Annotated in this window: 16 protein-coding genes; 13 read left to right on the top strand and 3 right to left on the bottom strand. The window is 40.3% G+C overall.

The annotated features are described in order from the left end of the window. Window positions 1–7: 7 nt before the first annotated feature. Window positions 8–1456 (bottom strand): helix-turn-helix domain-containing protein, encoded by a 1449-nt coding sequence (locus E6139_RS04505; RefSeq protein WP_316401864.1) that lies wholly within the window; start codon window positions 1454–1456, stop codon window positions 8–10. 164 nt (window positions 1457–1620) lie between these two features. Between E6139_RS04505 and E6139_RS04500 the strand changes: the two genes are divergently transcribed. From E6139_RS04500 to celB, 12 genes are all read left to right on the top strand, one after another. Beyond that, the gene (locus E6139_RS04500) at window positions 1621–1935 is read left to right on the top strand and encodes a hypothetical protein (RefSeq protein ID WP_316401863.1); all 315 of its coding nucleotides are present in this window, start codon (window positions 1621–1623) and stop codon (window positions 1933–1935) included. A 111-nt stretch (window positions 1936–2046) separates the two neighbouring features. Next, window positions 2047–2973 carry an aldo/keto reductase gene (locus tag E6139_RS04495; RefSeq protein WP_316401862.1) on the top strand — a complete coding sequence of 309 codons (927 nt, stop codon included), beginning with the start codon at window positions 2047–2049 and terminating at the stop codon, window positions 2971–2973. Window positions 2974–3288: 315 nt separating this feature from the next. Continuing rightward, window positions 3289–6780 carry a MucBP domain-containing protein gene (locus tag E6139_RS04490; protein WP_316401861.1) on the top strand — a complete coding sequence of 1164 codons (3492 nt, stop codon included), beginning with the start codon at window positions 3289–3291 and terminating at the stop codon, window positions 6778–6780. A 783-nt stretch (window positions 6781–7563) separates the two neighbouring features. After that, on the top strand, window positions 7564–8769 hold the full coding sequence (locus E6139_RS04485; RefSeq protein WP_316401860.1) for a glycine C-acetyltransferase: 1206 nt from the start codon (window positions 7564–7566) through the stop codon (window positions 8767–8769). 40 nt (window positions 8770–8809) lie between these two features. Further along, on the top strand, window positions 8810–9811 hold the full coding sequence (locus E6139_RS04480; protein WP_316401859.1) for an NAD-dependent epimerase/dehydratase family protein: 1002 nt from the start codon (window positions 8810–8812) through the stop codon (window positions 9809–9811). Between the two features lie 245 nt (window positions 9812–10056). Continuing rightward, the gene (locus E6139_RS04475) at window positions 10057–11406 is read left to right on the top strand and encodes an APC family permease (RefSeq protein WP_316401858.1); all 1350 of its coding nucleotides are present in this window, start codon (window positions 10057–10059) and stop codon (window positions 11404–11406) included. 208 nt (window positions 11407–11614) lie between these two features. Then, on the top strand, window positions 11615–13048 hold the full coding sequence (locus E6139_RS04470; protein WP_316401856.1) for a 6-phospho-beta-glucosidase: 1434 nt from the start codon (window positions 11615–11617) through the stop codon (window positions 13046–13048). A gap of 90 nt (window positions 13049–13138) precedes the next feature. Continuing rightward, a complete protein-coding gene (locus E6139_RS04465; protein WP_316401855.1) occupies window positions 13139–13453 on the top strand; it encodes a PTS cellobiose transporter subunit IIB in 315 nt (104 codons plus the stop codon). A 15-nt stretch (window positions 13454–13468) separates the two neighbouring features. Further along, entirely contained in the window at window positions 13469–15487 is a 2019-nt protein-coding gene (locus E6139_RS04460; protein WP_316401854.1) for a BglG family transcription antiterminator, read from the top strand. A 13-nt stretch (window positions 15488–15500) separates the two neighbouring features. After that, a complete protein-coding gene (locus E6139_RS04455; protein WP_316401853.1) occupies window positions 15501–15815 on the top strand; it encodes a PTS cellobiose transporter subunit IIA in 315 nt (104 codons plus the stop codon). 38 nt (window positions 15816–15853) lie between these two features. After that, a complete protein-coding gene (locus E6139_RS04450) occupies window positions 15854–16363 on the top strand; it encodes a hypothetical protein (protein WP_316401852.1) in 510 nt (169 codons plus the stop codon). A 16-nt stretch (window positions 16364–16379) separates the two neighbouring features. Next, window positions 16380–17756, top strand: a complete 1377-nt coding sequence (gene celB, locus E6139_RS04445; RefSeq protein ID WP_316401851.1) for a PTS cellobiose transporter subunit IIC — start codon at window positions 16380–16382, stop codon at window positions 17754–17756. A gap of 52 nt (window positions 17757–17808) precedes the next feature. Here celB and E6139_RS04440 read toward each other — a convergent pair whose 3' ends face one another. Together E6139_RS04440 and E6139_RS04435 are read right to left on the bottom strand one after the other, a co-directional pair. Beyond that, window positions 17809–18243 carry a thioesterase family protein gene (locus E6139_RS04440; protein ID WP_316401850.1) on the bottom strand — a complete coding sequence of 145 codons (435 nt, stop codon included), beginning with the start codon at window positions 18241–18243 and terminating at the stop codon, window positions 17809–17811. Window positions 18244–18245: 2 nt separating this feature from the next. Next, window positions 18246–19085, bottom strand: a complete 840-nt coding sequence (locus E6139_RS04435; protein WP_316401849.1) for an NAD(P)H-hydrate dehydratase — start codon at window positions 19083–19085, stop codon at window positions 18246–18248. 191 nt (window positions 19086–19276) lie between these two features. Here E6139_RS04435 and pepV point away from each other — a divergent pair, with 191 nt between their 5' ends. Beyond that, window positions 19277–20689 (top strand): dipeptidase PepV, encoded by a 1413-nt coding sequence (pepV, locus tag E6139_RS04430; protein ID WP_316401848.1) that lies wholly within the window; start codon window positions 19277–19279, stop codon window positions 20687–20689. Window positions 20690–20747: the final 58 nt, after the last annotated feature.

Raw genomic sequence — 20747 nt, 5'->3', positions numbered from 1 at the left:
GTTTTGGCTAAAGATAGGAATGTGAAGTGAGTTCAGTCAATTGGCTGAGCTCATTTTTTGTTGGAATAGTCGAAATATAGCTCACTGGGACCGGCAGCGAATCCAACGGAATATTGGAAACAATCAAATCATCGGTTTGAAACTTCAAATCTTTGAGTTGAGAGTGCTCTAGGGAAACGAGATTGACTCGTTTCCCTAAACGGTCAGCCAATTCTTGCTGTAGAAAAGTTTTCCAGGCAGGCTCTCCTTGAAAAACAAAGAAAACGGTTCTCGTATATGGCTGGACTGTAAAGATCGCCTGTTGACTCAACAAAGAGAAAAGATTGACAAAATAGGTGGTATCGCCAATGGCAGAAAATTGCGGCAGACTGTTGAAAAGCTCGATGCTTTTTTCACTTAAAATAGTATAGTCTTGATTTCGCTGAACTAATAATTCTTGGTATTCTAATTGAAACTGTTTCGATAGAGTGGGCGATTCTGCATATTTTAATAATAACAGTAGAATATTTATCGGTAAATTTGTTTGGAGCAACACCTGCAGTGATAAATCATCGGCGATTTCTTGAACGGTTTGTTGCGCTTTTTCACGCAACTGGGGATATTCATTGGTCAATATCTGATTCACGTCTTTTCCTAGCGGATTATTATAATTCCAGCTTTCCAAAAAGCAGAAAAAGGCGAAAAAGATTTCTTCATCCTGCAGGTACACGCCTTCCTTTTCGTATAGTTTTTTTAAAAACGGAGCATAGAGCGTAAACAAGGGATCGTTTGCTTCAAAAGTAAAATTATCGATCTGACAGCCAGCTTTGATGCGAATACTATTGATAAAAAACCAGCAGATTCCAAAGATTTGTTCTGTATCGACCGCCAGATCCTCTATAAGCTCTTTTGTTAAAAAGTATAAATAATGCTCTTCGTGGATGGAGTAATCTTCAAAAAAGTAATTGTTATGGGTAAATGGCAGTAACAAGCGGTGATAAAAGATTCGGATAGCACTTTCCTCTCCTAATAAATAAGCGCTTGTCGCGGTCAAACGAATTTTGATATTAAACGGCTGCAATTGGCGATTGATCTTTGTTCGCTGGCGTTTGAGGGTTTCATAAGAGACACCCGTGTCATCAAGAAAGCGAGGAACATTCAATTCTTTATTAAAAAACAGTTGCTTGATTAGCTGCAAGCTCACGGAATGAGGCAAGAAGGCTTCCCAAAGCTCATTGGTCAATGACTGCTCATACGAAACCAAACGAATGCCATTGTTGTCAGAGTCTATTTCCCAACTCTCCGGTAAATAGCTTCGAATCAGCTGCAAATCAGAGAAAATCGTTCGTTCTGTGGTACCGATCTTTCCGGCCAACTCTTTGGCTGTCAGCTGGGAGTGATTAAGAAGCTGTTCTAAAAGTAAAATCTGACGATAAATATCTTTTTCAGTGATGATTTTTTTCAGCATTGAATACATAGAGGAATCCTCCTTCGAAAACAAGCATACGAAAGAAAGGTCGGGCGGGTCAAGCAGCAGCTGTTAGGACTTTTCATTTTTTGCAGTCAAGTCATTCAGATATAATAGGATATAATGATATCCTCGTATTGATTTAATTGAGGACGGTGAAAAGGAGAATGACAATGATCAAAGTTGTATTTACCTATCGAACTACCAAAAAGGATTTGCCGGAGTTGATGGAAAAATTTGCTGAATCAGGCAGCAATCCGAAATTTCAATCGGATGTCACGAATCAAAAAATTGAGATGTTTCAACGAGTGGAAGGTGACAATGTCTATATCGTTTTAGATATTTATTATGATTCACGCGAAGCCTATGAGGAACGGACTAGCTTTGAACGCAGCTTGCCAGAATGGAATGCGATCTGGTTTGCACCTGATATCAAGCATACTGAGGTAAGTGTCGAAGTGTTTGATGTGCTACAGCCGAACAGTTAATAGAAAGTAAAATGGAATTCCTGTTCACAAGAGTTAGGGATTTTTTTTATCATCGAAATAGTCTATACTTCTATAGGTAAGAAAAAATGTTTTTCAGAGAGGATGGACACAATGTTACAACGAAAAATCGGCAACAGTTATTGGGAAACTTCCGCAATTGCTCTCGGAATCATGAGAATGGCAGCGCTAACGCCAACCAAAGCCGCAGAAGCTTTAGAGGCGGCTTTAGAAAGTGAAATCAATTTTATTGATTCAGCAGATATGTACGGAGATGGAAAATCAGAATTGGTTTTTGCTGCTGCTATGAAAGAAGCGGGCATCTCTCGTGACAAATTCTTTATTCAATCAAAAGGCGGCATCGTCACTGGTGATGAGAAGCGCTATGATTTTTCTAAGCAACATTTATTGGATTCTGTTGATGGTATTTTGGAGCGGATGGAGATCGATTATTTAGACAGTTATTTGCTGCATCGCCCTGATCCATTGATGGAACCAGAAGAAATCGCGGAAGCTTTTGATATCCTACAAGCCAGCGGAAAAGTCCGTCACTTTGGTGTATCAAACTTTAACCCTGAACAATTTAAGCTACTACAATCACATGTGGATCAAAAATTATTGATCAATCAATTGCAGTTCTCGATTATGCATACAGGCATGATTGATTATGGCATGCACACGAACATGACAGATACACGTTCATTTGATCATGATGGTGGCGTGTTGGAATTTTCTCGTCGTAAAGGTGTGACGATTCAAGCGTGGTCACCATTCCAATACGGATTCTTCGAGGGGGTTTTTGTTGATAATGACAAATTCCCAGAGTTGAATGCCTTGTTAGACAAATTAGCGAAAAAATATAATACCAATAAAAATGCGATCGCGACTGCTTGGATTCTGCGTCACCCAGCAAATATGCAAGTCATCTTAGGTACAATGAATCCGATGCGGATCAAAGAAAGTGCGGCAGGCGGCGATGTTACCTTAACGAAACAAGAATGGTACGACGTATACTTCGCAGCTGGAAATGATTTACCATAAATATGGAATAGTAAATATAACAGACCTGCTTTTATAAGTAGGCCTGTTTTTTTGTTTTTAAACTGCTAAGAGGTCAAACTCTCTCAAAAAAAAAGAAAAAACTGACGCTTGTTCTCACTGTTTTATCGTTAGAGTTAAGGTGCATAATCATGCGCTATCAGATCAACTAGTTAAACCGGAACAAATTTTCTAACGAATCAATGAACGAGGAAAATAGATTTTGAGCTTTTTGAAATAAGGAAAGGAAATCAATAATTAGCATCAGTTAATAAGAGGAAAGCTATCAAAAAGCATTTTTGAGAGAGGATGATTGAAATGAAAAAATATCAGGCGATTGTTTTATTTGGTTTATTTATTGGGACTCTGTTTTTAGCAGCAGGTCAAACTGTTTCGGCAGATGAGGTGACGGTGAATACAGTGAATGAGCTGCAAGATGCAGTAAAAAACGCTTCAGAAAATCGAAATATAACGATAGGAGAAGCTTTCCCATCTGATATTGATGCGACCATTACGCTGGTTGAATCGCCATATCAAATAGAAGTAGACGGGAATGGCAAAACTATTCAGTCTACAACAGGAAAGCAACTATTTACGTATGGTGCTGGGACCGGAACGGCCGATTCCAGTTTGAAGCTTAAGAATTTCAACCTAGAAGGGTTGGGAAATTCTGCGCGAGCATTATTTGTCGCAGGGTATAAAGGCGATTTTATTTTGGATAATACAATCGTAAATAATTTCCGATCCAATGAGGATGGCAGTGCTTTTTATACAGCTGGAAATACAACGATTACGAATAGTACATTTTCTAATAATGTCAACAATGCTTCAGGCTATTCTGGTGGTGCGATTGCTAGTAAAGGCTATAACTCGAACTTTGAGGTCCGCAATTCTAAATTTATCGCCAATCAAACACTGCAGGTCGGAACCGGCAATGTTGGAGGTGAAGGTGGCGCGATTTATTTCTTCCAGCCAGGGTCTGCGGCTAAGTTTATTTTTAAAAATAATTATTTTGAAGGCAACAAAGCGGTCGAGAACGCGACAGGCGGTGGAACTAAGTTAGCAGATGGTGGCGCAATTGCACTTTTTAATACAGTCGTTGGAACAGACATCCAGTTTGATGGAAATTCATTTGTCAGAAATATCGCTGGTGACGATGGTGGTGCAGTGTTAATCCAAACCAATGCAGCTATTAAAAACGCGGCCATGTTTAAAAACAATACCTTCTATCAAAATAAAGCTTTAGGAAAAGATTTTTCCGCCAACAGTGGTGGCGCAATTCAAACGTATGCAAATGGTAGTCCTTTAGAGGGAAGAAGAGCGGTGGTTGATTATGTTAATAATACGTTTGTCGAAAATGAAGCAGCCTATGATGGTGGAGCGATCGGCAGTTCAGGATATCTGACCAACCTGTCTGCAGGTCGTTATGCCAATAATCTTTTTGCTGGAAACAAAGCAAGAAATGACAGCAAAAAGAATGTTGCCGATGCTACAGTGGACGGAGCAGGTAATATTGAAACGAATCTAGGCTACGATAATGGAACGGCAAGCTCCGTAACGATGCAGGATGCATTTGGAACAGCACCGGTTGGATTGGTAGATAACTATAATAACATCAAAGCTGGAACCGCGAGCGACTCGATTGTTCTGCCAACTGTTCCAATTGCACCTGAAAAACTAGCGGATGATCAAGTGACAAACTTGCGAGAAGTAAATGAGGATCAACGCGGATTTCCGCGGACAGCAACAGCAGATATTGGTTCGATTGAGATTGATTGGATCAAATATGACAGCAACGGCGGAATTTTTGATTTTGGAACTCCGCTCTCTAATTACGATGGAACAGTTTACTATGAAGAAACGCAGCCGACCACCTATTACCAAGTGGGCTATAAAGATTTAAACCAAACCATTCCGGCGGGAGTTGATTTGAAAGCGACTCGCGATGGCTATGAGTTTGCTGGCTGGTCGAAAGATAAAGCAGCGAAGGAGCCAGATGCAGATTTGACTGTCGGGCAATCTATTACGATACCAAAAGGAAATGAAACCTTATATGCGGTTTGGGAAAAATCAGAGCCAGTTATCGTGCACTATATGACTTATGATGAGAACAAAAATTTGGTTCAGATCAGCCCTGATGAAACATTAACTGGATCATTAGGCACCAGCTACCATGCGCAAATTAAACAGATTGATGCTTATGTATTTGCCGGCGTTAAGGATGGGGATTCGATTACTGGTTTCTTTAGTGATGAAGCGAAAGAAATTACCCTGATCTATACGAAAGTAACCAAAGAAAAAGGAACCGTGTTGACTCAATATCAAGATGAAGCAGGAAAACCTTTACTTGGCGATGAGGTGTCCGTGGGTGAAGTGGGCAGTGAGTACAGCACTGTACAAAAAGACGTTTCTGGCTACAAATTGAAAGAAATAATTGGCTCGGCGACAGGAAAGTATACGAATGGAATTACCAAAGTGATTTATGTGTATACAAAGAATCCTGCAGAACAAGGGAAGGTAATCGTTCATTATCAGACAGAAGATGGCACGCCTTTGACGACAGATGTTGAGCTGAAAGGTTCAGTTGATGATTATTACTCAGTGGAAGTGAAGCCTTTTGATGACTATGTATTAAAAGGAATTGTCGGAAATGCTAGCGGCAGGTATTTGACTCAAGATCAGGAAGTAACCCTGATTTACGCGAAAAAAGGAGATGGCGAAGCTAAAGGAGTATTGGTTGTTGAATATCAAGACGAAGCCGGTCACCCAATCCAAAATAGCGAAGTAACCATTGACGAAATTGGAAAAGAATACCAGACATCGAAGAAAGAGATAACAGGATATACCTTTAAAGAAGTTAAAGGCAATGAAGCTGGTAAATATAGTGAAGGAATCACTAAAGTGTCATATATTTATAAAAAAGATGCTGAACCCGTGGTGAATAGTAAGGTAACGATTCACTATCAAGATGAACAAGGGAAAAAGCTAGCTGATGATTTTATTGGTGATCAGCCTGCTGGCAGTATAATTCCATTAAATCTATTGAACAAGGAAATAGAAAATTATGTGATTAAAGAGGTTCAGGGTGTCACAACAGGTTTGTACACAATCCAAGATCAAGAAATTACGGTCATTTATCGGAAGAAACTTGGTCAGGTAGTCGTAAATTATATCAGCGATTCGGGAGAAAAATTAGCCGACTCGATCATTCTGAATGGCGCTATTGGTTCTGAGTACCACACTAAGCGGAAAGAGTTTGCAGGTTACGTGCTGAAGGAACCGCTTGAAGATAAGACGGGAATTTATGCCGCTGAGCCGCAAACAATTACCTATATTTATAGTAATAAAGGAATAATAAACGTACGATATGCGGATGAAGCAGGAAATGAGCTATCTCCAACAGAACAGAAAATCGGAAAAATCGGTGATAAGTATGAAACGACTGGTAAAGAAATTTCTGGCTGGAAAATAAAAGAAACGCCCAAAAATGCGAAGGGAGAATACCAAGCCAAGGAACAAACGATTACGTATGTTTATATAAAAGAAGAAAAACAAGCAGGCGGCACTAATCTGGCTGCTGATAGCGGAGCTGGTACTGGTGGAAAGCAAGCAGATGAAGTAAAGGCTTATCCAGAAGCTAAAAATTATTCTGCAGCAGAGACTGTTTCAAAAAATAATCCGGAAAGCAGTGGAAAAATTCTTCCAAAAACCGGTGAAGAAACGACAAATGCAACAATCCTGATGTTTTTAGGAATCGCAGTTATCGGGATGGCCGGAGTGATTATTGGTAAGAGAAGAAAATTTGACTAATAATTATTATCCTGTCAAATTAGCAGACAGTCCTTGCTAAATGGTTTGATTGTTGACTAAATCAAAAATAGTATAGAAACCTGTAACTATCCTAAACGTTCGAATCAATCGGACGTTTAGGATTTTTGCTTTGAAAATAACGTTTAGCAAATCGCTCAATCGGATTGAACTGGATCATTAATTATCAGATTAGCGATGAAGATGAATAGCGAGTCTCGACGATTCAAAAAGCTCTTTTTTACAGAAATTTCATTTATTTTTTGATGAAATCAATCAAAAAATATGAAATCGCGTTTTTATATGAAAACGATTTTTCGGTTTATTTGAAAATGATTAGAGACGCAGAGGAGCCAAAATATTTATTTTTTTTGTTATTGATTGACGCAAATAAATTTCATTGTGATAAAAAGCGCGTGCTAATGGTGGGGATTAACGGTTGGTTTGTAAGCGTTTCTAATTCGTGTAGAAAAGCTGAACTGCAATAATTCGAAACATTGTGAAAAAGCTGCGTTTTGTTTTGAAGTTTTTTACGTTTAAAGCGGGATCGAATTGGCCAACCCAAAAACTAAATAATCGATTATTAAATAAAATCAATTAGAAAGTTTCTAACTTTTATTATAATTCAAAGAATTGTCGAGTGTTAAAGTTGTAAACGTTATCAACTGCGGATAGACTAAGGATGTAAACAAGGAAAGCGCAACCAAATAAATAAGCTGTTCAAATTTTTTGAACAAAAAATAACAGTTTTTGATTGCACAATAATTAGTACGGAGGAGAATTGCTATGAGTTCAAAAGTTCTTGACCAATTTCTAGAAACGAACTTGGAAGATCTAAAAGAAAAAGGATTGTTCAACACCATCGATATTTTGGAAGGAAGTAATGGTCCGATCATTACAGTCAATGATAAAAAAATGATCAACTTGGCTTCTAACAACTATCTAGGATTTGCTACTCGACCTGAATTGATCGAAGCAGATGTGGAAGCAACGAAACATTACGGAGCCGGTGCCGGAGCGGTTCGGACAATCAACGGAACTTTAGACATTCACCAAAAATTAGAAGAAAAAATAGCAGAATTCAAAGGTACAGAAGCAGCCATCGCATTCCAATCAGGCTTTAACTGCAACATGGGAGCGATCTCAGCAGTCATGAAAAAAGGCGATGCGATCCTATCTGACGAATTGAACCATGCATCAATCATTGATGGTTGTCGTTTATCAGGTGCGAAAATCATCCGCGTCAACCACCAAGATATGGAAGACTTAGAAGCGAAAGCGAAAGCGGCAACTGAAAGCGGCGAATACAACAAAGTAATGTACATTACAGATGGCGTCTTCTCAATGGACGGCGACGTAGCGAAGATTCCTGAAATCGTCGAAATCTGTGAAAGATACAATGTCATCACTTATGTCGATGATGCACATGGAACTGGCGTAATGGGACACGGTCACGGAACTGTTAAACATTTTGAGATGCAGGATCATATCGATTTCCAAATGGGAACCTTGTCTAAAGGAATCGGCGTTGTCGGCGGTTATGTAGCTGGAACCAAACAATTGATCACTTGGTTGAAATCGCAAGCACGTCCGTTCTTATTCTCTACTTCATTAACACCGGGAGCTGCAGGTGCTTGTATCAAAGCGATCGATTTGATTGAAGAACATCCTGAATATGTCGATACACTTTGGGACAATGCCAACTATTTCAAATCAGAATTGAAACGGATCGGCTATGATATTGGTCATTCAGAAACACCAATCACACCAGTTATTGTAGGTGATGAAAAATTAGCCCAAGAATTTTCTAAGAAATTGATCGAAAACGGCGTTTATGCGAAACCAATCGTTTACCCAACTGTACCATTAGGAACAGGCCGCGTACGGAATATGCCGAACGCTGGACACACAAAAGAAATGCTGGATGACGCGATCAAGGTTTATGAAAAAGTTGGAAAAGAACTAGGTATCATCAAAGAAACTGTTCAATAAAAAATCAAATTTTAGGATAAATAGAGAGGAAGTCACATTCATGAAAAAAGTATTGATCACAGGCGCATTAGGACAAATTGGTTCAGAATTAACAGAAAGACTACGCAAAGATCTAGGGGTAAAAAATGTCATCTCAACCGATATTCGTACGGTTGAAGGAAGTCCAGTTGTTGAAAATGGTCAATTTGAAGAATTAGATGTAACCGATTACGACAGCTTTTTGGACATGGCTAAACGCTATGAAGTAGATACGATCATCCATTTAGCAGCATTACTTTCTGCCACTGCTGAAAAACGTCCCGCGTTTGCTTGGAACTTGAATATGACTGGGTTAATGAATGCGTTAGAAGTGGCTCGGGAAATTGGACCTAATACAAAATTCTTCGCACCATCATCGATCGCGGCTTATGGACCAGATTGCGAACCAGACAATACGCCGCAGGATACCGTAATGCACCCTACTACCATGTATGGAGTGACCAAAGTAGCGGGTGAATTATTAGAAAATTACTACCATGATAAGTATGGTGTTGATAGCCGTTCCGTTCGCTTCCCTGGCTTAATCTCATATAAAGTAGAACCTGGCGGCGGTACAACAGATTACGCCGTAGACATTTATTATGAAGCTTTAAAAAACAAATCCTACACATCATTTATCGACAAAGGAACCTATATGGACATGATGTATATGGACGATGCAATTGAAGGAATCGTGAAGTTAATGAATGCAGATGCGGATCGCTTAGAGCATCGCAACTCATTCAACATCACTGCAATGTCCTTTGAACCAGAACAAATTGCGGCATCAATTCGTCGCCGGATTCCTGATTTTGAATTGAAATATGACGTAGATCCAGCACGTCAAGGAATCGCAAATTCATGGCCTAATTCGATCGATGACAGCGATGCACGCAAAGAATGGGACTTCAGTCCAAACTTTGATTTAGATAAAATGACGGATGAAATGTTAGAAAGATTATCAGAAAAATTTAAGGCAGAAGGCGTAGAAACAAAGGTGTCTTTTGATAAAGTAAATTCATAAAATCGTGAAGGTTTCTTAACAGAACATGAGGAGGGAATAAGAAAAAAGGAAATGTTTTAAATAACGTTTCCCTTTTTCTTCCTCCATGTTAAAATAATGTCCGAACAAATAGGGATAGCTGTTAAATACTTGGTGTATAGCAATTATTTGTTCTATTTCGTTTATGTAATAACTTCCACTATTTGTTTTAGAAACCATGTTAAGAAGTGAACAAACACTCGCTTCAAATTATAGGAGGAAAAAATATGGCAGTCGACCAACAAGAACTTGTGGGTTCACAAAAAGGTGAACTGAAACGAACGATGACCTTCTTCCCAGCCCTTTCGACAGTAATGGGTACCGTAATCGGTGCAGGGGTATTCTTTAAAGCAGCCAGTGTTGCTGCAGTAACAGGATCAACCAGCTTACACATGTTGTCTTGGTTCCTAGGCGGATTAATCAGTGTCTGTGCCGGATTGACTGGTGCGGAATTAGCAGCAGCGATTCCAGAAACTGGCGGGATGCTGCGCTATATTGAACGCGCTTATGGAGAATTTTGGAGTTTCCTACTTGGATGGGCACAAGTAGTCATCTACTTCCCAGCAAATGTAGCCGCTTTAGCAATCATTTTCGCAACGCAGTTTAAGAATTTATTCGGTATGAGCGATTCAACGATCATTCCGATCGCGATCGTCGCAGCAGCATCAATCATGCTGATCAACTTCCTTGGCTCAAAAGCCGGCGGAATGTTCCAATCAATCACGTTAGTCTGTAAGTTAGTTCCTTTAGCGTTGATCGTGATCTTCGGCTTGATGCGCCAAGGAGATGTTACTGTCAGCTTGCTGCCAGTTCAAGCAGGTGCCAACGTTGGCGGCTTCTTCCCAGCATTAGGTGCAGGGCTATTGGCAACAATGTTCGCCTATGATGGCTGGATTCATGTCGGAAATATCGCCGGCGAATTGAAGAAACCAGCACGTGATTTGCCTCGGGCGATTGCTGGCGGGATCTTAGGAATTATGGTCGTTTACTTATTAGTCCAATTCGCTTTCCTACGTACCATTGATATGTCTCAATTAGCAGGAAACGAAAATGCGGCGATGGATGTCGCTGGAACAATCTTTGGCGGCATGGGTGGTAAATTAGTCACGATCGGTATCCTGATCTCTGTATACGGAACGATCAACGGCTACACGATGACAGGTATGCGTCTACCTTATACAATGGGTCTTGAAAAACAATTACCATTCTCTGATAAACTAGTGAAATTAAACAAGAATCATGTTCCTTATATCGCTGGTCTATTGGAATTAGTCATTGCGATCGGCATGATGATGGTCGGTGGATTCGATATGTTAACGGATATGTTAGTCTTCGTTATCTGGATCTTCTACACATTAGTCTTTATCGCAGTCATCAAATTAAGAAAAACAGAACCAGATTTGGTTCGTCCTTACAAAGTGCCGCTTTACCCAATCATTCCAATCATCGCGATCATTGGTGGGGTGTTCATCTTAGTGATGACTCTGATCAACCAATTCTCATTAGCAATGATCGGTATTGCAATTACCGCATTGGGGATTCCTTTCTACATTTACTTAAAGAAAAAATACAACTAAACATCTAGTAGATGAACGAGTTTATACACCTAAGACAGACTTCTGTTTTAGGTGTTTTTTTTCGTCTAAAACCAGTAAATAGGTCATCTTTCTTCTATATAAATTACCGTAGCCAGGAAATTGCCACATCGTTGTGGTAATTGTCTGTGTTCTCAATGTAAACGCTATCTATTATGATGTGGTTAGTAAAGGAAAGGATGGTAAATGTATGACAGGATTTCCAAAAGATTTTTTGTGGGGAGGTGCAGTAGCAGCCCACCAGCTTGAGGGGGCTTGGCAAGAAGGCGGAAAAGGTGTCAGTGTTGCAGATGTAATGACCGTCGGTGGTCCTGGCGTTTCACGGAGAATCACTGAAGGTGTCCTTGAAGGAGAGTATTATCCGAACCACGAGGGCATCGATTTCTATCATCGTTACAAAGAAGACATCGCACTTTTTGCTGAGATGGGCTTCAAGTGCTTCCGAACGTCAATTGCTTGGAGCAGGATTTTTCCAAAAGGGGACGAGCAAGAGCCCAACGAAGCAGGTTTAAAATTTTACGATGATCTCTTTGACGAATGCTTGAAGTATGGTATCGAACCCGTCGTAACACTATCGCATTTTGAATTGCCGTATCATTTAGTAACCGAGTATGGCGGTTTTGCCAATCGCAAGCTGATCGATTTTTTTGTGAATTTTGCAGAGGTTTGCTTCAAACGCTACAAAGACAAGGTCAAATATTGGATGACCTTTAACGAAATCAACAATCAAGCCAATTACGACGATCAGTTTTTCCCGTTTACCAATTCAGGAATCGCTTATAAAGAAGGCGATGACCGTGAGCGGATTATGTATCAAGCCGCACATTATGAATTGGTAGCTAGCGCCAAAGCCGTTCAAATCGGTAAAGCAATCAATCCTAATTTTGAAATTGGCTGTATGATCGCCATGTGTCCGATCTATCCAGCGACATGCAAACCAGCGGATGTATTGATGGCGCAAAAGGCAATGGAAAAACGCTATTATTTCACAGATGTTCACGTGCATGGTGCCTATCCGGGTTATATGATGACATACTTTGCTAGAAAAGGTTATGATTTAGATATAACATCAGAAGACTTGGAAGAACTGGTAAAAGGAACGGTTGATTATATTGGTTTTAGTTATTACATGTCCTATGCCATCAAGCATAAAGAAGACAATCTATACTTTGACTACCATGAGCAAAGAGATTTTGTCAGAAATGAATACATCGGTATCTCTGACTGGGGATGGCAGATCGATCCTGAAGGTCTCCGTTATGCATTGAATTGGTTCACTGATCATTACCGGGTACCATTGTTTATCGTCGAAAATGGCTTCGGTGCCATCGATGAAAAAGAAGCGGACGGCAGTGTCCATGATTCGTATCGTATTGATTATTTCCGCGATCATATCAAGGAAATGAAAAAAGCGGTTGTCGAAGATGGTGTGGATTTAATGGGATATACGCCTTGGGGATGTATCGATTTGATCTCTGCCGGAACGGGAGAAATGAAAAAACGTTATGGCTTCATTTATGTTGATCGTGACAATGAAGGCAATGGAACTTTAGAACGCAGCAAGAAGGATTCATTTGATTGGTTCAAACAGGTGATTTCTTCAAATGGTGAAATATTAGAATAAAAATCGGCCCCGATCTACTTCAGCTATACGTTAAAATAATAGAAGAGTAGTGAACGGGTAAAAAATAGGATAAATAGGGAGGAAAAAACGATGAAAAAAGCATTGATTATCTGTGCCGGAGGAATGTCTTCATCAGTAATTGCAAAAAAAACAACAGAGGCTTTACAAGGAAAAGGAAATGAGATTCAAGTCGATGCGACTTCTCAATCTCAAGGAGCTACTACTATTGCAAAAGACGAATATGATTTGTATCTCGTTAGTCCGCAAACCAAAATGTATTTCGATAGTTTAGCAAAAGCAGCGAGTAAAGTTGATAAACCGATCGTAAACATTCCACCGCAAGCATACGTTCCGATTCCAATGGGGATTGACAAATTATCTAACGTCATTCTTGAAAATATTTAGTAAGGGCTGATAGAGATGTTGAGCAAGCGAGAAACTCAAATCCTTAAATTATTATTTGACCAAAAGCATACTTATTTGACGAGTCAAGAGATTGCTTCAGGAATTGATGTTTCCAATCGAACAGCTAGAAAATATCTTCATCTGCTGGAGGATGCTTTAAAGCAAGAAGCAGTCGCTACGATCGAGGCAAAGCAAGGAAATGGGTACCAGTTGAAAATTGAGGATGCGAAGAAATTTGACGAGTTTTATCTTGCAGAAGTCAAAGATCAAGCGACTTCTAGGGATATTACGACGATTCAGGAATCAAATGATCGACAGTATTACATTTTAAACCGCTTGTTTTTTGAACAGAGTGCCGTCTATGTAGATGAAATCGCTGATGAACTGTTTGTTTCTCGCTCAACCATATCAAACGATCTAGTTGAAATAAAAAAACTGATCACACCTTACCAAATCGAACTTCAAAGTAAAAGCAATAAAGGAATCTTCATTGTTGGAAATGAGCAAAACATCCGTCATTTCATTATGAATTATTTCTTTATGGAGCGTTTGCATGACAATTTATTTGCCTTTTCAATGTACGCGAATTTGCTAGAAGGCATCAGTGTTGAAGAAATTGTCATTATTGTTTTAGATGAATGCCGAGAATCACAGTTAAAGCTTTCAGATTTCATCGTTTATAATTTAGTCCTTCATATTGGTCTGGCGATCAAACGGATCCAAAATGGTTTTCTAATGGACATCCAAGCGCCGATGTCTTTTGAGGAAGAATCGGTGGAGTATCAAACGGCCTTAAAAATCTTAGCCAGAATCGAAAATGCGATGGGAATCACCTTCTCTTCAGAGGAAGCGGATTTTATCGCCCTTCACTTGAAGAACAAGATTACCGCCAAAACGATCTTTAAAAAGGCAGATGCTACGGAAGACGAGATCCGAATGCAATTATTAGAAACATTGAAGGTCATTGATCAGGACACACCATTTGATTTAGAGCACGACACGATTTTGATTGATGGATTGATGATTCACTTTATCCCGCTGTTAACCAGGCTGCAAAATAATTCCAGCATCGAGAATCCATTGCTGGAGGAAATCAAGACACAATATCCTGATTTGTTTGAACTGACGGTTAACTACTTTTCAAAAATGCCAGTGTTCAAGTCGTATCAAATGACGGAAGGAGAATGGGCCTATCTAGCGATTCATATAACAGCAGCGGTTGAACGCTACTTTAATGAACAAAAGACTCATGTGTTAGTTATCTGCGCGACTGGATTAGGCAGTTCACAGATGATCAAAAATCGTTTGGAGCGCGAGTTCGGTTCCAGAATCTTGATTGAAAAGGTCATTAGTTATTATGAAATCGCCGAGCAGGATTTAAGTCAAATCGATTTGATCATCTCTTCGATCAATCTAGGCAATATCGTCTTAAATGCACCAATCGTCAATGTCAGTGTTTTCTTAGGAAAAGAAGACATTAAGAAGATCAATCATGAAATATCTAGTAATAAGGGTGGCCAATTCTCAAGTCGAAAAGAACATGAGCAAAAAGAATTGGTCGAAGAACAAGTTGAATTAATTAAGCGAAGTTTCAAACCGGAGCTGTTCTATTTTGTGGATGGTCAATCTACTAAAGACGCGGTCTTAAAGGAATTGATCAGCAAAATCGAAGTAGTTGAAGACACGGATTTGCAGGAAAGCTTTTTGAGCCAGTTAAAACTGCGAGAATCATACAGTTCAGTCGTATTTTCTGAATTTATGGCGGTCCCTCATCCAATCGAAGCATTGACCAAAGAAGGGCATGTCGCTGTTGCGGTCGCACCAGAAGGCATTGTTTGGGGCGATGGATGTCAGAATATTCAGTTGGTTTTCTTGCTGTCACCGGATAAATTAGGGAAGTTTGAGATTGAAAAGGTTAGTCAAATGTTGGTTGAGATCATGGAGAATGATCACTTCAGAAAAACCTTAGCCTTCAGTAATACTTTTGATAACTTTATAAAAGCGTTTATTGATCAATTTGAAAAAAGAGAGTAGAAGGAGAAAAACAATGGACTCAGAAAAATTACAAGAAGCAGCATTTGAAATTATTTTGAGTAGTGGGGATGCCCGGACACTTGTACATGAAGGCTTCAAAAGTATGCGTGAAGGAAACTACGAAGAAGCAGATGTACATTTGAACGAGGCGAATGATTCACTAGTCAAAGCACATAAAGCACAAACCGAACTCTTACAGCAATATGCCAGTGGAGAAAAAATTGAAATGGAGATCATCATGGTGCACGCGCAAGACCACTTGATGACCACCATGACCTTACGGGAAGTTGCAATCGAAATGCTTTCATTATATCGGAAAGTATCGTAGTAAGGCGCCATTCATTATTAGGAAAAAGAGGAGAACAGATGATGGATAAAAAAACTGCTAGTCAATTAAAAAAGGACACGGCACTGAAGAATTTTCGCTATAATCGCTTCCTTTTACTTAGGTATTTATTAGCCGGTTTTTTCTTTACGAATATCTATTGGTTGCTTTCGCTAGCAATGAGTAAAAGCGCTTGGGCACTGTTGCCACTGGGATTACTTGTACTTTCAGTCCCGGCTGTTGCAGAGCATTTACGTCTGTACGGCTATCCATCAGATGATGTTCGCGACCAGTTAAAAGGGCATCGATTGTATCAGATAACCCAAGCGATAACAAATGTTGTTTTATTGGTGTCTGTTTTGACCAATTTAGGGTTCGAACAAGTCTTTCCATTTTTCAAAAATAATTCCACGAGCAAAGGGTTTGTCAGTTGTATTTTGTTAGCCGGTATTTTGTTATCAGCAGTTATTTTGAAACGAATCAGCAGCATTTATAGTCAAAAAGATAAGCATGCTTCATATATTACAGAATTCAGCAAACTAAATAATTAAAAAGGGTGATTAAAAAATGGACGGATCAAATAATAAAGTCTTTGCTTTCTTAGAGAAAAACTTGATGGGCCCAATGGGAAAAATCGCTTCACTAAAAGTAGTGCGGGGGATCATGGGTGCTGGTATGGGCGCTATTCCATTTACGATCGTTGGTTCGATGTTCTTAGTGTTCAATATTTTGCCAATGACCTTCCCGTTTTTAGAGGACATCTTCAACGCGACATTTTTCAAATTCAGTGACCTTTATATGTTAGCCAACAGTACAACGATGGGGATTTTGGCATTATACTTTTGTGTTGGCTTGGGATATGAATATACAAAAATCATCGCTGAGGAAGATGATTTGAACATGGCACCAATTACGGGAGCTTTGCTATCAATGTTCGCATTCTTCCTTTCTATCCCACAGTTAGTGATGGATAACGGAACAGTGGTTCGTTTGACTGATACTGAAGCAAACATCATCAACGGCTGGGCAATCGGCGGCGACGGTGTTTCTCGTTTGGGAACAGTCGGAATCTTTACCGGAATTATCATGGCAGTTATTGCCGTTCAGCTTTACCGTTTGTGTGTCTCAAAAAATTGGGTCATCAGAATGCCGGAACAGGTTCCAGAAGGTGTATCTAGAGCCTTTACAGCCTTGATTCCTGCTTTCATTGTTGCTTTTGTTATTCTAATCATCACAGGCGTATTAGTCCTATTCAATACGGATATCTTCCAATTGATCGCTATCCCGTTCGGTTTCGTTACGAACATGACCAGCAGCTGGATCGGTGTTATGGTTATCTACTTCTTGATCCACGCATTATGGATCGTAGGTATCCACGGTGCCAACATCATTTCTTCATTGATCGCTCCGATTACTTTAGGTAACTTGGCTTTGAACGCTGATGGCGCGCATATTCCATTAGCAGGTGAGTTCCAAAATGCCTTTGTAACAATCGGTGGTTCAGGTGCAACCTTAGGTTTGTGTCTCTTCTTAGTTTATATGGCGAAATCAGAACAATTAAAAGTATTAGGGAAAGCGGCGATTGTTCCATGTTTGTTCAATATCAATGAGCCGTTGATCTTCGGTATCCCATTGATCTACAATCCGTTCATGGCGATTCCGTTCTTCTTAGCGCCAATGGTTTCCGCATCAATTGCTTACTTTGCGATTCAACTAGAATTGATTCGCCCTGTAATCGCGAACATGCCTTGGCCTTCACCAGTTGGAGTGGGTGCCTTCATTAGTACCGGTGGTGACTGGAAAGCAGCAGTAGTGGCAGTTATCTGTGCAGCATCCGCATTCGCGATCTATCTGCCGTTTGCTCGTGCATACGATAAGAAATTGGTCGGCGAAGAAAAAGCAATCGGTTCAGAAGAAAGTGCTGGAGAAAGTGTTTCAGCATAATCCAATACTCGAATAAATGAAATAGCCGCTGGCGGATGCCGGCGGCTATTTTTTAGATGTCTTCTTTGGTGGTCTCATAATACTCTAAAAACAATTCGTGAAGCGCGGGATGTGTTTTCCGTAATTGGACTAAACGATTGGTTTCATAGGACATGAAGCAGTGCTGACTGGTGCCGGTTGTGACCAGCTTGTCTCCTTTATAGACACGATACTCAAAATCTAGGCGTGTGCCGGTATATTTGGTAACGATTGGTTTGATCAATACTTCATCGCCGAAACGGACCATTTCTTTGTACTCGCAGCTGACACCTAAGACTGGAATCATGATGCCGTCTGCTTCGATTTTCTCAAAGGGGCAGTCCATAAAAGCCAGTGCGTCAACACGGGATTCTTCAAACCAGCGGATGTAATTCGAATGATGGATGATGCCCATCTTATCGGTCTCATAATAAAAAGGCTTGCGCTGATAGCCGGGATATTTTTCCATAGTTATTTCCTTTCGCTTGCGTATTTTTTCATATAACGAGGCAACGCCTCACTGATCGAGGTAGGCAAGACGACATAATTGTCCTCCGCCAAATCATCTCCGATCAAGCTGTGAAGATAGACCGCTGCTGCGACCGTATCAATATTTTTTTCAAATTGCGCTAAAAAGCCAGTGATCATGCCAGCTAATGTATCGCCCGTACCACCAGTAGCCATGCCTGGATTGCCTAACGGGTTTTGATAATAAGCGACTGCCTCATCGTAGATCGTCGTGCGATGACTCTTTAAGACAATCTTGGCACCTAAGAGTGCTTGTTTCGCACGATTGTTCTCATTCGTTTGCTCCACAAACTTTAGACCGCTTAAGTGAGCCCATTCTGCTTGATGAGGAGTGAAGACGGTTTGTGCAGGGAACTTTAATGACAGATTATAATCCTTGAAAAGTGTGATCGCTGAGCCGTCCACCACCAACCATTGTCCTACATTTTGGTTACTGACAACACCTTTTAAGAAAAGTGCCATCTCTTTCGCCAATCCCAATCCAGGGCCAATTAAGATTACATCGGCTTTTTCTAATGTTTGGTATATGGTGTTTGTCTCGTTGAAATCTAATACCATCGCTTCCGGCAAACGAGCATGAAGCGCTGTGTGGTTTTTTCTGGCAGTGATGACAGTAGTTAGGCCCGCGCCGCTTTTGACACAGGCTTCAGCGCTCATGATGATCGCTCCGCCATACTGTTGGCTGCCGCCGATCAACACGACTCGTCCAAAAGTTCCTTTGTGGGAAATCTCGGGCCTCTTCGTAATCACTTTATGTAAGATATCTTCGCTCAATTGGACCATCTAGTCACCCGCTTTCGTCAAATAATCATTTTACCATTTATAATAGAAATAGTAGGATAAAATTCACTATGGGTACCATTATAAGGGAAAAAGGAGCGGCTTTCCTAGTATTTATTAAAGAGTTTTCATTTTTATTATAGTCGAGAGAATGCTATCATTATAGTGGTTATAATTAAAGGGGGAATCTTTCAATGACAATCGATTTTAAGAAAGAAGTCGAAGCACGCAAAGACGATCTATTAGCAGATCTATTCACTTTATTACGTATTAAAAGTGAACGTGAGGACGACAAAGCAACCAAAGAAGCACCATTCGGACCTGGACCGGTGGAAGCATTAGAAAAAATGCTTGAAATCGCAGAACGCGATGGCTTCACAACCAAAAACGTCGACAACTATGCCGGCCATTTTGATTATGGTGATGGCGATGAAACACTAGGAATCTTCGGTCACTTAGACGTGGTACCTGCTGGTGACGGTTGGGATTCAGATCCTTATGAACCAGAAATTCGTGATGGAAAATTATACGCTCGTGGCTCAAGCGATGACAAAGGCCCATCAGTTGCGGCTTACTACGCTGTAAAAATCATCAAAGAATTAGGCTTGCCAATCTCTAAAAAAATCCGTTTCGTCTTCGGTACTGACGAAGAAAGCGGCTGGGGAGATATGGACTACTACTTCGAACATGAAGAAAAACCTGACTTTGGTTTCTCACCAGATGCGTATTTCCCAATCATCAACGGTGAAAAAGGGAATGTAACCATGATCCCTCACTTCGATGGCACAAACGGCACTTCTTATGTTTTAGTAAGCTTCGAAGCTGGGTTGCGTGAAAACATGGTTCCCGGCAATGCAGTGGCAGAAGTAAAAGTTGCCGATGCAGAGGCTGCTGAAAAATTAGCAAAAGAATTCGCGGATTACGTAGAAAACAATCCAGTTAGCGGAAAAGCTGATGTTGCTGGTTCAACCGTTACTTTACACTTAGACGGAAAAGCAGCGCACGGCGCTAGCCCTCAATTGGGAACAAACGCTGGTACTTTCTTGGCAGTCTTCTTAAACAACTATGACTTCGAAAAAGGTGCAAAAGCTTTCATCGAAAACAGCGCAAACTATATCCATGAAGATGTTTACGGGAAGAAATTAGGCGTTGCTTTCAACAATGAAAAAATGGGTGAGTTGACCATGAACGCTGGGATCTTCAGCTTCAAAGATGGTCAAGAAAACGATAACCGAATCACATTGAACTTCCGTTACCCTAAAGGAACGACAAATGACGAAATCAAAGCAAAATTAGAAGAATTATTCGGCTCAGAAGTGAAGGTAACAGAAGGCGCTCACCACATGCTGCCTCACTATGTACCAGCAGATGATCCATTGGTCGCTACTTTGCTAGATACTTTTGAAGAACATACAGGTATCAAAGGGGAAGAAAAAGTCATCGGCGGTGGCACATTCGGTCGTTTACTAGAACGCGGTGTTGCTTACGGCGCTCAATTCCCAGGCTTTGAAGATACGATGCACCAAGCCAACGAATACATGTCTGTTGAAGACATCTTGAATTCTGCAGTGATCTACGCAGATGCGATCTATCGTTTGGTAAAATAATGCTTGATATTGGAAACTCTCCGCAATTTTTTAATTGTGGGGAGTTTTTTCTTCATTG

The organism is Enterococcus sp., assembly GCF_032555305.1.
In the GTDB taxonomy this organism is placed as follows: Bacteria; Bacillota; Bacilli; order Lactobacillales; family Enterococcaceae; genus Enterococcus_A.
The sequence above is the reverse complement of the archived record's forward strand: the minus strand, read 5'-3'. Positions and strand labels throughout refer to the sequence as shown.

Bases quoted from the DNA above. Each gene is read 5' to 3' on its own strand.
- E6139_RS04505 (WP_316401864.1), bottom strand. From the start codon at position 1,456: ATGTATTCAATGCTGAAAAAAATCATCACTGAAAAAGATATTTATCGT.
- E6139_RS04500 (WP_316401863.1), top strand. From the start codon at position 1,621: ATGATCAAAGTTGTATTTACCTATCGAACTACCAAAAAGGATTTGCCG.
- E6139_RS04495 (WP_316401862.1), top strand. From the start codon at position 2,047: ATGTTACAACGAAAAATCGGCAACAGTTATTGGGAAACTTCCGCAATT.
- E6139_RS04490 (WP_316401861.1), top strand. From the start codon at position 3,289: ATGAAAAAATATCAGGCGATTGTTTTATTTGGTTTATTTATTGGGACT.
- E6139_RS04485 (WP_316401860.1), top strand. From the start codon at position 7,564: ATGAGTTCAAAAGTTCTTGACCAATTTCTAGAAACGAACTTGGAAGAT.
- E6139_RS04480 (WP_316401859.1), top strand. From the start codon at position 8,810: ATGAAAAAAGTATTGATCACAGGCGCATTAGGACAAATTGGTTCAGAA.
- E6139_RS04475 (WP_316401858.1), top strand. From the start codon at position 10,057: ATGGCAGTCGACCAACAAGAACTTGTGGGTTCACAAAAAGGTGAACTG.
- E6139_RS04470 (WP_316401856.1), top strand. From the start codon at position 11,615: ATGACAGGATTTCCAAAAGATTTTTTGTGGGGAGGTGCAGTAGCAGCC.
- E6139_RS04465 (WP_316401855.1), top strand. From the start codon at position 13,139: ATGAAAAAAGCATTGATTATCTGTGCCGGAGGAATGTCTTCATCAGTA.
- E6139_RS04460 (WP_316401854.1), top strand. From the start codon at position 13,469: ATGTTGAGCAAGCGAGAAACTCAAATCCTTAAATTATTATTTGACCAA.
- E6139_RS04455 (WP_316401853.1), top strand. From the start codon at position 15,501: ATGGACTCAGAAAAATTACAAGAAGCAGCATTTGAAATTATTTTGAGT.
- E6139_RS04450 (WP_316401852.1), top strand. From the start codon at position 15,854: ATGATGGATAAAAAAACTGCTAGTCAATTAAAAAAGGACACGGCACTG.
- celB (WP_316401851.1), top strand. From the start codon at position 16,380: ATGGACGGATCAAATAATAAAGTCTTTGCTTTCTTAGAGAAAAACTTG.
- E6139_RS04440 (WP_316401850.1), bottom strand. From the start codon at position 18,243: ATGGAAAAATATCCCGGCTATCAGCGCAAGCCTTTTTATTATGAGACC.
- E6139_RS04435 (WP_316401849.1), bottom strand. From the start codon at position 19,085: ATGGTCCAATTGAGCGAAGATATCTTACATAAAGTGATTACGAAGAGG.
- pepV (WP_316401848.1), top strand. From the start codon at position 19,277: ATGACAATCGATTTTAAGAAAGAAGTCGAAGCACGCAAAGACGATCTA.